General features: G+C 60.3%; 13 protein-coding genes. 5 read left to right on the forward strand and 8 right to left on the reverse strand.

The genetic code is table 11. The features are described 5' to 3' along the window. Positions 1 to 82: 82 nt before the first annotated feature. Positions 83 to 1,822 carry an arginine--tRNA ligase gene (gene argS, locus ACL0K2_RS11060; protein ID WP_413044402.1) on the forward strand — a complete coding sequence of 580 codons (1,740 nt, stop codon included), beginning with the start codon at positions 83 to 85 and terminating at the stop codon, positions 1,820 to 1,822. Further along, positions 1,823 to 2,482: an SPOR domain-containing protein gene (locus ACL0K2_RS11065; RefSeq protein ID WP_045160483.1), complete on the forward strand. Its 660-nt coding sequence runs from the start codon at positions 1,823 to 1,825 to the stop codon at positions 2,480 to 2,482. Positions 2,483 to 2,567: 85 nt separating this feature from the next. On the opposite strand, the gene ACL0K2_RS11070 is transcribed toward ACL0K2_RS11065, so the two are convergent. The 4 genes from ACL0K2_RS11070 to trxA all read right to left on the reverse strand — a co-directional run bounded on the left by ACL0K2_RS11070 (position 2,568) and on the right by trxA (position 6,981). Then, the gene (locus tag ACL0K2_RS11070) at positions 2,568 to 3,539 is read right to left on the reverse strand and encodes a CDP-6-deoxy-delta-3,4-glucoseen reductase (protein ID WP_239610197.1); all 972 of its coding nucleotides are present in this window, start codon (positions 3,537 to 3,539) and stop codon (positions 2,568 to 2,570) included. Positions 3,540 to 3,573: 34 nt separating this feature from the next. Continuing rightward, on the reverse strand, positions 3,574 to 5,040 hold the full coding sequence (gene ubiD / locus ACL0K2_RS11075) for a 4-hydroxy-3-polyprenylbenzoate decarboxylase (protein ID WP_413044403.1): 1,467 nt from the start codon (positions 5,038 to 5,040) through the stop codon (positions 3,574 to 3,576). 124 nt (positions 5,041 to 5,164) lie between these two features. After that, complete coding sequence (gene rho, locus ACL0K2_RS11080) at positions 5,165 to 6,424, reverse strand: transcription termination factor Rho (protein ID WP_019341285.1); 1,260 nt, start codon at positions 6,422 to 6,424, stop codon at positions 5,165 to 5,167. A 230-nt stretch (positions 6,425 to 6,654) separates the two neighbouring features. Next, entirely contained in the window at positions 6,655 to 6,981 is a 327-nt protein-coding gene (gene trxA / locus ACL0K2_RS11085; RefSeq protein WP_019341284.1) for a thioredoxin TrxA, read from the reverse strand. 209 nt (positions 6,982 to 7,190) lie between these two features. Between trxA and ppx the strand changes: the two genes are divergently transcribed. Further along, positions 7,191 to 8,693, forward strand: coding sequence for an exopolyphosphatase (gene ppx / locus ACL0K2_RS11090; RefSeq protein WP_413044404.1), 1,503 nt, complete (start codon positions 7,191 to 7,193; stop codon positions 8,691 to 8,693). Positions 8,694 to 8,743: 50 nt separating this feature from the next. Here ppx and ppk1 read toward each other — a convergent pair whose 3' ends face one another. Further along, on the reverse strand, positions 8,744 to 10,945 hold the full coding sequence (ppk1, locus tag ACL0K2_RS11095) for a polyphosphate kinase 1 (protein ID WP_045160479.1): 2,202 nt from the start codon (positions 10,943 to 10,945) through the stop codon (positions 8,744 to 8,746). A 19-nt stretch (positions 10,946 to 10,964) separates the two neighbouring features. Next, positions 10,965 to 11,978, reverse strand: a complete 1,014-nt coding sequence (gene hemB / locus ACL0K2_RS11100) for a porphobilinogen synthase (RefSeq protein WP_045160478.1) — start codon at positions 11,976 to 11,978, stop codon at positions 10,965 to 10,967. A gap of 316 nt (positions 11,979 to 12,294) precedes the next feature. Between hemB and elbB the strand changes: the two genes are divergently transcribed. Then, positions 12,295 to 12,957: an isoprenoid biosynthesis glyoxalase ElbB gene (gene elbB / locus ACL0K2_RS11105; RefSeq protein ID WP_045160476.1), complete on the forward strand. Its 663-nt coding sequence runs from the start codon at positions 12,295 to 12,297 to the stop codon at positions 12,955 to 12,957. Positions 12,958 to 13,111: 154 nt separating this feature from the next. Next, a complete protein-coding gene (locus ACL0K2_RS11110) occupies positions 13,112 to 13,582 on the forward strand; it encodes a thioesterase family protein (protein ID WP_045160475.1) in 471 nt (156 codons plus the stop codon). 52 nt (positions 13,583 to 13,634) lie between these two features. On the opposite strand, the gene ACL0K2_RS11115 is transcribed toward ACL0K2_RS11110, so the two are convergent. Together ACL0K2_RS11115 and ACL0K2_RS11120 are read right to left on the reverse strand one after the other, a co-directional pair. Then, complete coding sequence (locus ACL0K2_RS11115; protein ID WP_239610275.1) at positions 13,635 to 14,096, reverse strand: YaiI/YqxD family protein; 462 nt, start codon at positions 14,094 to 14,096, stop codon at positions 13,635 to 13,637. A 14-nt stretch (positions 14,097 to 14,110) separates the two neighbouring features. Next, positions 14,111 to 14,743: a LysE family transporter gene (locus ACL0K2_RS11120; protein WP_045160474.1), complete on the reverse strand. Its 633-nt coding sequence runs from the start codon at positions 14,741 to 14,743 to the stop codon at positions 14,111 to 14,113. Positions 14,744 to 14,769: the final 26 nt, after the last annotated feature.

Raw genomic sequence — 14,769 nt, forward strand, 5'->3', positions numbered from 1 at the left:
ACCTTAAGCCTTGAAGGTTCGCCCCTCGGACGTCGATAATGCCCAGTTTTCGACCAAAGCCTTCGGGCCGACCGAGCTCACGATGAAAGACAGCATCCGCCACCTGATCCAGCAAGCCCTGACCCGTCTCACCGCTGAAGGCGTGCTGCCCGAAGGGTTGGGCCCGACCATTCAGGTGGAGAACACCCGCGACAAGGCTCACGGCGATTTCGCCAGCAACATTGCCATGATGATCGCCAAGCCTGCCGGGATGAAGCCTCGCGACCTCGCACAGAGACTCATCGAGGCGCTGCCGGCCGATCCCGGCGTCAGCAAGGTGGAGATCGCCGGCCCAGGCTTTCTCAACTTTTTCCAGAACAGCGCCGCGCTGGCCCAGCGCCTTGACACTGCGCTTGCCGACCCGCACCTGGGCGTCAGCAAGGCAAGCCCACCCCAGCGGGTCGTGGTCGACCTTTCCTCGCCGAATCTCGCCAAGGAAATGCACGTAGGCCACCTGCGCTCCACCATCATTGGCGATGCCGTGGCGCGGGTGCTTGAGTACCTTGGCGACGAGGTGATCCGGCAGAATCACGTCGGCGACTGGGGCACTCAGTTCGGCATGCTGCTCGCCTATCTAGAGGAGAACCCCGCCGCGGCCGAAAGCGAGCTGTCCGATCTCGAGCAGTTCTATCGCGCGGCCAAGCGGCGCTTCGACGAATCCACCGACTTCGCCGATCGGGCCCGTGAATTGGTGGTGAAACTGCAAGCAGGCGATGCCGACTGCCTGCGCCTGTGGACCCGCTTCAACGAGATATCCCTGTCGCACTGCCAGAAGGTCTACGACCGCCTCAACGTCAAGCTGACACCGGCCGACGTCAAGGGCGAGAGCGCCTACAACGCCGAGCTAGGCGACATCGTCGAGTCGCTCAAGGCCAAAGGCCTGCTGAGCGAAAGCAACGGTGCCCAGTGCGTCTTTCTCGATGAGTTCAAGAATGCCGAAGGCAACCCCTTACCGGTGATCGTCCAGAAGGCTGGTGGCGGCTACCTGTACGCCACCACCGACCTGGCGTCCATGCGTTACCGCAGCCAGCAACTCAACGCCGATCGCGCCCTGTATTTTGTCGATCAGCGTCAAGCGCTGCATTTCCAGATGGCCTTCGAGGTCGCGCGCCGCGCCGGCTTCGTGCATGAGGGAATGCAACTCGAACATATGGGCTTTGGCACCATGAACGGTGCCGATGGCCGCCCGTTCAAGACTCGCGATGGCGGCACGGTGAAGCTGGTCGACCTACTCGACGAGGCCGAGCAGCGCGCCTACAGCCTGGTCAAGGGTAAGAATCCGGACCTGAGCGAAGCCGAACTGCGGCAGATCGCTCGCGCTGTAGGCATCGGCGCCGTTAAATACGCGGACCTCTCCAAGCACCGCACCAGCGACTACAGTTTCAACTTCGAGCAGATGCTCAGTTTTGAAGGCAACACCGCGCCCTACCTGCTTTATGCCTACACTCGCGTGGCCAGCGTATTTCGCAGACTGGGCACCGGTATGGACGGGCTTGTAGGCGAGATACGGCTGGAAGCCGAACAGGAACAAGAGCTGGGCGCAAAACTCGCTCAGTTCACCGAGGTGCTGAACGGCGTCGGCGAAAAGGGCGTCCCGCATTTACTGTGCAGCTACCTGTACGAGCTGGCCGGGCTTTTCTCCAGCTTCTACGAGCACTGTCCAATACTCACCGCCGAAAGCGAAACCGTGAAACAGAGCCGCCTGCGTCTAGCTGCCCTGACCGGCAAGACCCTCAAGCAGGGTCTGGAGTTGCTTGGCCTGGAAACGCTGGAGCGGATGTAAGTGGCAGCCAGGAAGAAACCTGCACCGAAGCGTGGCGCGAGCCGCTACCAAGCGCCCGCTAAGAAACCCGTGCCCGGATGGATCTGGCTGGTTTGCGGCTTGGTCATCGGCGGCTTCATCATGTTTCTGATGAACCTCGAACCCGGCGGGGACGAGATCAAGCGTGCCAAGGACACGCCCAAGCCCAAGGAGCAGCCGAAGCGCCATCCGCCGACTACAGGCCAACCGGTGAAGCCGAAATACGACTTCTATACGCTGCTGCCCGAGTCCGAAGTGATCCTGCCGCCTGAAGCACCGAAACCGGAGCCTCCGAAACCGGTCACCGCAGAAGAGGCAGCCAAAATCGATGCGGCGCGTGCCGAAGCCGCTTTGAATGGCCAGGTACCGCCACCTCCGCCGATGGTGGCCAAAGCACCGGTTACCCAGTTTTTCCTGCAGGCAGGCTCGTTCCGCAAGCAAGCCGAAGCAGAAAGAGTCAGGGCTCAAATCATCCTGCTGGGTCAGGATGTGCGGGTCGAGAACGTCACCGTCCGCGACGAGGATTGGTATCGGGTGTTGGTCGGCCCCTACGCCAACCGGGAGCAGCTTGGCCAGGCTCAGAAGACGCTTTCGTCAAGCGGCTATAACAACCTGTTGCTGCAGCAGCGGCAGACTCGCTGAGCCGATGCCCCTACCGCAGCGCGCCATAAACGCCTGCGGTGCTCCAACCCCGGGCTCAGGCCTTACCCTACGAAGTTGCTGCCCGCTATCGCTCGCGCGGCGCGTAGGCGAACACGTCTGCGCGCATCTGAGTCGCATCCATTCCCGCCTCGACCAACGCATCCAGCGTGCCATAGATCATCGCTGGCGAACCGCTGGCATAGACATGAACCGGCTTGAGGTCAGCGAAGTCCTCGCAGACCGCTTCATGCAACATGCCGCAACGTCCCTGCCAGCCGCAGACGTCACTGACGACCTGATGGAGCGAAAGGTTCGGCATGTGCTGCCACTCATCCCAATGCGGTAGCTGATAGAAGTCCTCCGGACGCCTTACGCCCCAATACAGGTGCACGGGATGAGCGAAGCCTTCGGCTCGACAGTGCTCAATTAGACTGTGCATTTGCGCCATGCCGGTTCCCGCCGCGATCAGTACCAGCGGACCATCCGGCAGCTCGGCCAGATGGGTATCGCCGAACGGCATCTGCACTTTGACCATGCCATTGCGTCTGATGAAATCAAGCAGCCCGATCGCGGACGGCTCGCGCGCCAGCACATGCAGCTCTAGCTCACGCCCACGCCCAGGCGCGGACGCCAGGGAAAAGGCGCTGAACTCGCCATCTTCGCGCTCTAGTAGCAGATATTGGCCAGCGTGATAGCGCGGTGGTTTGCCGGCGGGCGCGCGGAGCCGCAGCCGGAACACGTCGCCACCCACCGCTTCGCAGCTGATCAACTGACAACTGAGGGTCCGCACCGGCAGTTCGCCCGGGGCCAGCACACCATCCCACAGCAAAACACAATCTTCCTCGGGCTCAGCCAGACAGGCGAAGACCTCCCCATGGTCGCGACTTTCGCCACGCTGGCGCACTCGACCGTTTACCAGCAAGGCGGCGCAGATCAGACAATTGCCGTTGCGACAGGCCTGCGGACAGTCGAAGCCTAGGCGCCGAGCCGCATCGAGAATCAGCTCGCCAGGTTGAACTTCAAGCACCGCGCCGGAGGGTTGCAGCGTAACTTTCATTTATTCAAAAACCTGAAATAACGACGGCCAGTCATCAGTCGATACCCAGCCCGGCCCAGAGTTCGTCGATACGCCGCTTGACCGCCTCGTCCTGAACGATGGCACGCCCCCATTCGCGACTGGTCTCGCCCGGCCACTTGTGCGTGGCATCGAGGCCCATTTTGCTGCCCAGACCGGAAACCGGGGAGGCGAAATCGAGGTAGTCGATGGGGGTGTTTTCGATCAGCACCGTATCGCGCTTGGGATCCATACGCGTGGTGATCGCCCAGATGACGTCGTTCCAATCCCGTGCGTTGATGTCGTCATCGGTGACGATGACGAACTTGGTGTACATGAATTGCCGCAGGAAGCTCCATACGCCCAGCATCACGCGCTTGGCGTGGCCGGGGTACTGCTTCTTCATGGTAACCACCGCCATACGGTAGGAGCAGCCTTCCGGTGGCAGGTAGAAATCGGTGATCTCCGGAAACTGCTTCTGCAGAATCGGCACGAAGACCTCATTGAGCGCCACGCCGAGGATTGCCGGCTCATCCGGCGGACGACCGGTGTAAGTGCTGTGATAAATGGCGTCGCGGCGCTTGGTGATGCGCTCGACAGTGAATACCGGAAAGCGATCGACTTCGTTGTAGTAGCCGGTATGGTCGCCGTAGGGGCCCTCGTCCGCCATTTCGCCGGGCTGGATATAACCCTCGAGCACGATCTCGGCACCAGCCGGCACCTGCAGATCGTTGCCGCGGCACTTGACCAGTTCGGTGCGGCTTCCGCGCAACAGACCGGCAAAGGCATACTCTGACAGCGAATCGGGTACCGGCGTGACCGCGCCGAGGATGGTGGCCGGATCGGCGCCAAGCGCCACCGCGACCGGATAGGGTCTGTCCGGGTATTTCTCGCACCACTCACGGAAATCCAGCGCGCCGCCTCGATGACTAAGCCAACGCATGATCACCTTTTTGCGGCCGATCACCTGCTGACGGTAAATACCCAGGTTCTGACGCTCTTTGTTCGGCCCCTTTGTGACAGTCAGTCCCCAGGTGATCAACGGTCCAGCATCACCCGGCCAGCAAGTCTGTATCGGCAGCGCTGACAGATCGACGTCGTCACCCTCGACGATGACCTCCTGACAGGGCGCGTCCTTGAGCACCTTTGGCGCCATGCTGATAACTTTCTTGTAGATCGGCAGCTTGCTCCAAGCGTCCTTGAGCCCCTTCGGTGGCTCTGGCTCCTTGAGGAAGGCCAGCAGCTTACCGATCTCGCGCAACTCCGACACCTCCTCGGCGCCCATCCCCAGCGCGACACGTTTGGGCGTACCGAACAGGTTGCCGAGCACGGGCATGTCGAAGCCGGTTGGATTCTCGAAGAGCAACGCCGGTCCCTGCTTGCGCAGGGTGCGATCGCATATTTCGGTCATTTCCAGAACGGGAGAAACAGCGGTCGAAACGCGCTTGAGCTCACCGCGCTGTTCCAAACCACTGATAAATTCGCGCAAATCGCGGTACTGCATGCTTGAGCCTCGCATGGGCCGGCAAGTGTCGAGGGCGCAGAGTTTAGCCTTGGCGCCGCCGATTCCGAAACCTGCAGACAGCCAAAGGCCGGGTTTCCCCGGCCTCGACGGTACAACCAGTCGCTTACTTGCGCTTCATCGACATGAAGAATTCTTCGTTGGTCTTGGTGTCCTTGAGCTTGTCCAGCAGGAACTCGATGGCGGCACTTTCATCCATCGGGTGTAGCAGCTTGCGCAGAATCCAGATGCGCTGAAGCTCTTCCTCACTGGTCAGCAACTCTTCGCGACGGGTGCCCGAGCGATTGATGTTGATGGCCGGGAACACACGTTTCTCAGCGATGCGGCGATCCAGTTGCAGCTCCAGGTTACCGGTACCCTTGAACTCCTCGTAGATTACCTCGTCCATTTTCGAACCGGTTTCGACCAGCGCGGTGGCGAGAATGGTCAAGCTACCCCCCTCCTCGATGTTGCGCGCCGCACCGAAGAACCGCTTGGGCTTCTCCAGCGCATGGGCATCGACACCACCGGTCAGCACCTTGCCGGAACTTGGGATCACAGTGTTGTAGGCACGGGCCAGACGGGTGATGGAGTCCAGCAGGATGACCACGTCTTTCTTGTGCTCGACCAAGCGCTTGGCCTTTTCGATCACCATTTCAGCCACTTGCACATGACGGGTCGGCGGCTCATCGAAGGTGGAAGCGACCACCTCACCGCGCACGGTGCGCTGCATCTCGGTCACCTCTTCCGGGCGTTCATCGATCAGCAGAACGATCAGATGGCACTCGGGGTTATTGCGGGTGATATTGCTGGCGATGTTTTGCAACATGATGGTCTTGCCCGCCTTCGGCGGTGCGACGATCAGACCACGTTGCCCCTTGCCGATCGGCGCGCAAAGGTCAATCACCCGGCCGGTCAGGTCTTCGGTGGAACCGTTGCCGGCCTCCATCGTCAGCCGCTTGTTGGCGAATAGCGGTGTCAGGTTCTCGAACAGGATCTTGTTCTTGGCATTTTCCGGCCGATCGAAGTTGATCGTGTCGACTTTGAGCAGCGCGAAATAGCGCTCGCCTTCTTTCGGCGGGCGGATCTTGCCGACGATGGTGTCACCGGTACGCAAGTTGAAGCGGCGAATCTGGCTCGGCGAGACGTAAATGTCGTCAGGCCCGGCGAGATAGGAAGAATCCGCGGAGCGCAGGAAGCCGAAGCCGTCCTGGAGAATCTCCAGCACGCCATCACCGGAGATTTCCTCACCGCTTTTGGCGTGCTTTTTCAGCAGCGAGAAAATCACGTCCTGCTTGCGCGAACGGGCCATGTTGTCGATGCCCATCTGTTCGGCCATTTCCAGCAGTTCGGTGATGGGCTTTTGCTTAAGTTCGGTCAGATTCATAGAAAGAGTCAGGAAGGATGAAGAAAGCGATTAGCTTGAGAAGCCGCGCAGCAAGAGACGAACGGAGTTCGTTGTGCTTTATGAGGCGGAAGTGCGTCGGCGACGGCATGCAGAGGGCGACGGGAGAAGCGTCGCGAGTCCGAATTTAGCACTGCGCAGACGAAGCGTCCACTCTGCAGTTAAAAAAAGCCCCCGCATTCGCGAGGGTCTTTTAAAGACGGAGCTTCGATTCAGATGTTGCTGTCGAGAAACGCAGCCAGCTGCGACTTCGACAGAGCGCCAACCTTGGTGGCTTCGACATTACCGTTCTTGAACAGCATCAGCGTCGGGATGCCGCGCACACCATACTTCGGTGGGGTTTCCTGGTTCTCGTCGATGTTCAGCTTGCAGACTTTGAGCTTACCCTCGTATTCCTTGGCAATCTCATCGAGCACAGGAGCGATCATCTTGCAGGGGCCACACCACTCGGCCCAGTAATCGACCAGCACAGGGCCGTCAGCCTGGAGCACGTCCTGCTCGAAACTGCTGTCGCTGACATTATTGATGTATTCGCTCATGGATTTTCTCCAGGGTCAAAACAGAAAGTGACGCCATCATAGCCCGGCTTGGTGCGGACCGAAAGCCGCAGCCTGTCACCTGGACAATCGCCAAATGGCAACGGGTGCAAGCTATGGGCGCGATATCCAGACGCTTCGTATGGGCGTTGCGCGTTGGCGGATGTCGATGATCATGTCAGGATGTCGGGGTTTTGCACAGAGACTGTCCCATGCGCCCACTAGTCGCCGAACCTTCTCCGATGATCGCCGCCCTGGATCTCGGATCGAACAGCTTCCACATGGTCCTGGCCCGCACCAGCAACGGCGAAATGCGCATCATCGAGCGGCTGGGTGAGAAGGTCCAGCTGGCCGCCGGTATCGACGAAAATCGGATGCTCGATGATGACGCCATGCAGCGCGGCCTCGACTGTCTGCGCCGCTTCGCGCAACTGGTCAATCATCTGCCTCAGGGCGCTGTACGGGTGGTCGGCACCAATGCCCTGCGCGAAGCCCGTAACCGTGCGCAGTTCATCCGTCAGGCCGAGGCGATTATCGATCATCAGGTCGAGGTGATCTCCGGCCGCGAGGAAGCACGACTGATCTATCTCGGCGTATCGCACACCTTTCCGGCGGCCGCCGGAAAGCGGTTGGTCGTAGACATCGGCGGCGGTAGCACCGAGTACATCGTCGGCCAGGGTTTCGATTCGCTGCTACGCGAAAGTTTGCAGATGGGCTGCGTGAGTTTCACCCAACGCTTCTTCCGTGACGGCAAGATTACCGCTGCGCGCTATGCCCAGGCTTATACGGCGGCGCGGCTGGAGCTGATGAGCATCGAGCACGGTTTGCGTCGGCTCGGCTGGCAGGATGCGGTGGGTGCGTCCGGCACCATCCGCGCCATTGGTCTCGCCATCAAGGGTGCCGGGTTGAGCAACGGTCAGGTCACCAGCGAAGGGCTTGGCTGGCTCAAGCGCAAGCTATTCAAGCTGGGCGACGTGGACAAGCTCGACATGGACGGCATCAAGCCGGATCGTCGGGCCATCTTCCCGGCAGGTCTGGCCATCCTCGAAGCGATCTTCGATGCGCTGGAGCTCACCAGCATGGCTCATTCCGAGGGCGCCCTGCGTGAAGGCGTGCTCTACGACCTCATCGGCCGCCATCATCATGAGGATATCCGCGATCGCACGCTGAGCTTTCTCATGGAGCGTTATCACGTCGATCTCGAGCAGGCGACGCGGGTCGAAAGCAAGGCACTGGAAGCGCTCGATCAAGTGTCGACCGACTGGGGGCTGGACGAGGATTGGCACCGTGAGCTGCTTAGCTGGGCCGCGCGGATTCACGAAGTAGGTCTGGATATCGCGCACTATCATTATCACAAGCACGGCGCCTACCTGATTGAGCACTCCGATCTTCCCGGATTTTCTCGTCAGGACCAGCAAATGCTCGCACTGCTCGTGCGCGGCCATCGCCGCAACATACCGAGCCAGAAGTTCGAAGAACTGAGCGAAGACGGCGTAAAGCTCACCCGGCTCTGCGTGCTGTTGCGCTTCGCCATCCTGTTCCACCACATCCGCGGACCCCAGCAGGCGCCAGCGTTCACGCTCAAGGCAGGCGACAACTGTCTCGATGTGGCCTTTCCCGAGGGCTGGCTGGAGAACAATCCGCTGACCCAAGCCGATTTCGCCCTGGAGGCGGAGTGGCTTAATCGGATCGACTTCACCCTGACGGTACGCTGATCGCGCCGTGCCGGACCGTATAGCGGCCGGCAAGGCACGCGGCGGACTGCTCAGCGTGCCGTCGGGCTACCTAGACGCTCTAACAGCGTATTCTGAACGTTACGCGGGTTCTGGTTGCCACTCGGGCTGTTGCGCAGGTAACCACCGTCGGGCTGCAGCACCCAGCTCTGCGTATTGTCGGTGAGGAAGCCTTCCAGCTCCTTTTTTACCCGTGTGATCAGCTTCTTGCCTTCCACTGGAAAACAGGTTTCGACCCGACGGTCCAGATTGCGCTCCATCCAGTCCGCACTGGACAGATAAAGTTTCTCGTCGCCGCCATTGAGGAAGTAGAAGACCCGGCTGTGTTCAAGGAAGCGGCCAATGATCGAACGCACTTGAATGTTGTGCGAAACACCAACGACCCCCGGGCGCAGGCAGCACATACCGCGCACGATCAGATCGATCCGCACGCCGGTCTGGCTGGCCTTGTACAGGGCGCGAATCATCTTCGCATCGGTCAGCGAGTTTATCTTGAGAATGATATGCGCCGGCTTCCCCTCGCTGGCGTGCTGGGTTTCCTGGGCGATCATGTCGAGCAGCGCCTTCTTCAGGGTGAACGGCGCATGCAGCAGCTTCTTCATGCGCATGGTCTTGCCCATGCCGATCAACTGGCTGAACAGCTTCGACACGTCTTCGCATAGCGCATCGTCAGAAGTCAGTAGGCTGTAGTCGGTGTACAGCCGGGCATTGCCGGCGTGGTAGTTGCCGGTCCCGAGATGCGCGTAGCGCCGCAATTCGCCATTTTCGCGGCGCAGGATCAGCATCATCTTGGCGTGGGTCTTGTAGCCAACCACACCGTAGATCACCACAGCACCGGCCTGTTGCAGTCGGCTCGCCAGCTGAAGATTGGACTCCTCGTCGAAGCGCGCCCGCAGCTCGATCACCGCAGTGACTTCCTTACCGTTACGCGCCGCTTCCACCAACGCGTCGACGATTTCCGAATTGGCGCCGGAGCGATACAGCGTCTGTTTGACTGCCAGCACGCACGGATCCTTGGCAGCCTCGCGCAGAAGGTCGACCACGGGCGTGAACGACTCATAAGGATGCAGCAGTAGAATGTCCTGCTTGCCGACGACGCTGAAAATATTCTCGCTGTTCTGCAACAGCTTAGGGATTGCCGGTGTGAATGGCGTGTACTGCAACTCCGGGTGGCTATCCAGACCGGTGATGCCGAACAGCCGGGTCAGGTTGACCGGACCATTGACCCGATAGAGCTCGCTTTCGCTCAGGCTGAACTGCTTGAGCAGGAAATCCGCCAGGTGCGGCGGACAGGTGTCCACCACCTCCAGCCGCACCGCATCGCCATAGCGGCGGGAAATCAATTCACCACGCAGCGCTCGTGCCAGATCCTCAACATCCTCGGTGTCCACCGAAAGATCAGCATTTCGCGTCAAGCGGAACTGATAGCAGCCCTTGACCTTCATGCCGTGGAACAGGTCGTCCGCATGCGCATGGATCATGGAGGACAGAAACACATAATTGGCACCGGGACCGCCCACCTCTTCGGGGACGCGTATCACCCGCGGCAGCAGCCTGGGTGCCGGAATGATCGCCAACCCCGAGTCGCGGCCAAAGGCATCGATACCCTCCAGCTCAACGATGAAATTCAGGCTCTTGTTCACTAGCAAGGGAAACGGATGGGTCGGATCCAGGCCGATCGGGGTGATAATCGGCGCGATCTCGTCTCGGAAATATCGACGCACCCAGGTCTTGAGCTTCGTCGTCCAGTGCCGCCGACGAATGAAGCGCACCTGATGCTTGGCCAATTCCGGCAGAAGCACCTCATTGAGAATCGAATACTGTCGATTGACCTGTTCATGCACCAGATCGGAAATCCGCGCCAGCGCCTGGTGCGGCTGCAGACCATCGGCACCTGCCTGTTCGCGAGCGAAGGTGACCTGTTTCTTCAGCCCGGCGACACGGATTTCGAAGAACTCATCAAGGTTGCTGGAGAAGATCAGCAGGAACTTCAACCGTTCCAGCAATGGATTGGACTCATCCAGCGCCTGCTCCAGCACTCGGATATTGAATTGCAGCTGCGACAGCTCACGATGGATATAGAGGCTGTTGTCGTCCAGATTCGGCACTGGTTGTACCGGCGGCGCGGGCACCTCCTCCACTTTCTCCGCTTCCTGCGGAAGCTCCAGTGGCAATGGCGCCTCATCGGCGGAGGCCAGCTGCAATTCGCTCTCGCTGAGTCCCTGAGTAGTCATCAATCTGCCTCGGAAGGGCTTATTGCCCCTGTTTCAATTGTTGTGCCGCCTGTTTGGCGAAATAAGTCAGGATGCCATCGGCGCCCGCGCGTTTGAAGGCAGTCAGCGATTCGAGAATTACCGCATCGCTCAGCCAGCCGTTCTGAATGGCCGCCATATGCATTGCATATTCACCGCTGACCTGATAGACGAACGTGGGCACGCGAAAGGCATCTTTGACGCGCCACAAAATATCCAGATAGGGCATCCCGGGCTTGACCATGACCATGTCGGCGCCTTCGGCGAGATCGGCTCCCACCTCATGCAGCGCCTCGTCCCCGTTGGCCGGGTCCATTTGATAGGTGTTCTTGCTGCCCTTGCCGAGGTTCGCCGCCGATCCCACCGCATCGCGGAACGGGCCGTAATAGGCGCTGGCGTACTTAGCCGAGTAGGCCATGATGCGCACGTTGTGGTGATCGGCGACTTCGAGCGCTTCACGAATCGCCTGGATACGCCCGTCCATCATGTCTGATGGTGCCACCACCTGGGCGCCGGCTTCGGCATGGGACAGCGCCTGCCGTACCAGCGCATCGACGGTAACGTCGTTCTGCACGTAGCCATGCTCGTCGAGTATGCCGTCCTGGCCATGAGTCGTGAACGGGTCGAGGGCCACATCGGTGATGACGCCAAGTTCCGGGAAGCGCTCACGCAGCGCTCGCGTCGCACGCTGGGCGATGCCGTCCGGATTCCACGCCTCAGAGGCATCGAGCGATTTCTTCTCCAGCGGAGTAACCGGGAACAGCGCCAGCGCAGGAATCCCCAACGCCACCCATTCCTCAGCCTCCTGCAGCAGCAGGTCGACGGACAGACGCTCCACACCTGGCATCGACGGCACCTGCTCGCGACGATTCTCGCCATCGAGGACGAATACCGGCAGGATCAGATCGTCCACGCTCAGCACGTTCTCGCGAACCAGCCGACGAGAAAACTCATCGCGACGGTTACGACGCAGGCGAGTAGCGGGAAACAATCGATTGGCAGGAACGAAACTCACAACGGACTCCTGACCCGCAACGCGGGCGAATATGACGTTTATAGGCCGACTTCGTGACCAGTTGATGACAGCGGCATCCACACCAGCCACCGAATGACGTCATTGTCGCCACCCAAGGCGGGCACTGCCAGTGCTTTGAGCGACCAATCCTCGCGCGAATGCATCTCGGCCGGAGTCTGCATCGACTGAACACCCGTCGCGATGGAGCATCCAAGCCTATGAGGCATGGGCTTACCTTGAACCTCGCCAAGGATTAGCATCGATCGCCTTCGTCCGGCTCTGTTGCTGGGCCGCTGAATCTGACCAGGAGTACCCGATGAACAAAAAAGTCGCCGTGATTCTTTCCGGCTGTGGCGTCTACGACGGCTCGGAAATCTATGAGAGCGTGATTACTCTGCTGCGCCTGGATCAGAGGGGCGCCACGGTTCAATGTTTCGCGCCGAACATTGAACAGATGCACGTGATCAATCACCTGACCGGCGACGAGATGCCGGAGACCCGCAACGTGCTGATCGAATCCGCGCGGCTGGCTCGCGGCCAGATCAAGGATCTGAAGGACGCGAACGTCGAAGACTTCGATGCGCTGATCATGCCAGGCGGGTTTGGTGCGGCGAAGAACCTCTCCGACTTCGCCACCCAAGGAGCAGACTGCACGATTCTTTCGGACGTGATATCGATCGCACAGGCCTTCGCCAAGGCCCGCAAGCCGGTCGGCATGATGTGTATCGCCCCCACGATGGCCGCACAAATCTTCGGTCCCGGCGTGGTCTGCACGCTGGGCAATGATGACGACCCAGCCGCAGCCGCATCACGGGAAATGGGCGCCGAACACCAGGCATGCGAAGTCACGGAGATCGTCGAAGATTCCAAGCACAAGCTGGTGACAACACCTGCATATATGCTCGCGCAATCGATCAGCGAGGCGGCGTCGGGCATCTACAAGCTGGTCGATCGGGTTCTGGAGCTGACCAATAAATAAGCATCCCTCGCGACGCCCCAATCCCGAGCCCCGGCTCGGGATTTTCGTTAAGCCTGTGGCTATACGGCCAATCGTACCGGTGCTCCCGCCGCACCACTGGTCAATCTTGCCTCGCTCCGGCAGCTTTGGCTGATCTGCCAGGAAGCCGCTGCTCATGCCCCCCTACAAAATCGACACAATCGAAGAGCAACAGCAGGCCGTACGCCAGCTTTTCGAGCGCATTCCGTTCAACGAGTATCTGGGCATCGAGCTTGACGAAGTGTCTCGCGAGCGCGTCGTGATGCATCTGCCGATGAAACAGGAACTGGTCGGCAATTTCTTTCATGGCATTCTGCATGGTGGCGTGATCGCCTCGCTGCTCGACGTCGTTGGTGGCGCCATGGCAATGATCGGCGCGTTCGAAAAGCATCAGCACCTAACCATTGAAGAACGCGCTCTGCGTCTCTCGCGTCTCGGCACCATTGATCTGCGCATCGACTATCTGCGCCCGGGACGAGGCAAGCGCTTCAGCGCCAGCGGAACGCTGTTGCGCTCAGGCAATAAGGTGGCGGTGGTTCGCTCTGAATTGCACAACGAGGAAGGCGTACTGGTGGCAGTGGGTACAGGCACCTATCTCTGCGGCTGAGCCATGCGCGCGGCACACCCGAAGGGGAACGGTCGGCCGCTAATTGTTTCGCCTAGCGGGCTCTGGCTCGCATCAGCTGGGTCAGCAGGCGATCCAAGGCATTGGCGAAGGCCTGGCGATCCCTTTCGCCATAGGCCGCCTGACCACCGCTGGCCTGGCCCTGTTCACGCAGGTCGGTGAATAGATTGCGCACCGCCAGACGGTCGCCCATGTTGCGCTCATCGAACTCGCGACCGCGCGGGTCGAGCGCAGCTACCCCCTTTTTGACCAGACGATCAGCCAACGGAACATCGCTGCAAATCACCAGCTCGCCGGGCTGGGCGTGCTCGACCAGATAATCGTCCGCAGCGTCCGGACCACTGGGTACTACGATCAGGCGAACACAGGCGAAGGCTGGTTTGATCTGACTCTGCCCCGCCACCAGCAACACGTCGAATTTGCGCTTGAGGGCGAACTTGATCAGCTGCTCTTTCGCCGCCTTTGGACAGGCATCGGCGTCGACCCACACCCGCAACGGTTCGATCGCCGTCATACCGCAGCCCGCCGCACCGTCGCCAGCAAGGCCGCCGTGCCGGCGAACATGGCGGCAAAGCTGCGATTGACCAAGCGCTGCTGGCGGGGCGTGCGCAGCAGCCTCAATACCTTGGCTGCCAGCCCGGTATAGCCAGCCATGACGATCAGGTCGACCACTACCATGGTGGTCCCCATATGCAGGTACTGCACCACCAGGTCCCGATGCGGATCAAGAAACTGCGGCAACACGGCAAGAATGAACACGATGGCCTTCGGGTTGCTGGCATTGACCAGAAACCCGCGGAAAATCAGGGCCAGCGGCTGCCCGATTGGCCGTGGCCCAGCGCTATCGTCAAGCACCGAGGGCACCGCTTGCCACTGCTTCAGAGCGAGCCATAGCAGGTAGGCGACACCAAACCATTTGATCAGGCTGAAGGCCAGTGAGGAGGTCGCCAGGACGGCGCCCACCCCCGCCGCCACGACTGCGATCTGCAACGCCAGCGCGATTTGCAGGCCAATGGCGTTCCAGTAGCCGCGCCAGAAGCCGTACCGCAACCCACAGGACATAGAGGCGATGGCCCCCGCGCCCGGCGACAGGCTGATGACCCAACAGGCAACAAAGAAGGCAAGCCAAGTTTCGAACGTCATGTTGAATCCTCACACCACCGGCTGCA

The organism is Pseudomonas sp. YJ42 (assembly GCF_047225135.1).
Classification (GTDB): domain Bacteria; phylum Pseudomonadota; class Gammaproteobacteria; order Pseudomonadales; family Pseudomonadaceae; genus Stutzerimonas; species Stutzerimonas stutzeri_E.

What these genes read in the sequence shown, in the direction of transcription:
- argS (WP_413044402.1), top strand. Translation starts at nt 83, where the DNA reads ATGAAAGACAGCATCCGCCACCTGATCCAGCAAGCCCTGACCCGTCTC.
- ACL0K2_RS11070 (WP_239610197.1), bottom strand. Translation starts at nt 3,539, where the DNA reads ATGAAAGTTACGCTGCAACCCTCCGGCGCGGTGCTTGAAGTTCAACCT.
- ubiD (WP_413044403.1), bottom strand. Translation starts at nt 5,040, where the DNA reads ATGCAGTACCGCGATTTGCGCGAATTTATCAGTGGTTTGGAACAGCGC.
- rho (WP_019341285.1), bottom strand. Translation starts at nt 6,424, where the DNA reads ATGAATCTGACCGAACTTAAGCAAAAGCCCATCACCGAACTGCTGGAA.
- trxA (WP_019341284.1), bottom strand. Translation starts at nt 6,981, where the DNA reads ATGAGCGAATACATCAATAATGTCAGCGACAGCAGTTTCGAGCAGGAC.
- ppx (WP_413044404.1), top strand. Translation starts at nt 7,191, where the DNA reads ATGCGCCCACTAGTCGCCGAACCTTCTCCGATGATCGCCGCCCTGGAT.
- ppk1 (WP_045160479.1), bottom strand. Translation starts at nt 10,945, where the DNA reads ATGACTACTCAGGGACTCAGCGAGAGCGAATTGCAGCTGGCCTCCGCC.
- elbB (WP_045160476.1), top strand. Translation starts at nt 12,295, where the DNA reads ATGAACAAAAAAGTCGCCGTGATTCTTTCCGGCTGTGGCGTCTACGAC.
- ACL0K2_RS11110 (WP_045160475.1), top strand. Translation starts at nt 13,112, where the DNA reads ATGCCCCCCTACAAAATCGACACAATCGAAGAGCAACAGCAGGCCGTA.
- ACL0K2_RS11120 (WP_045160474.1), bottom strand. Translation starts at nt 14,743, where the DNA reads ATGACGTTCGAAACTTGGCTTGCCTTCTTTGTTGCCTGTTGGGTCATC.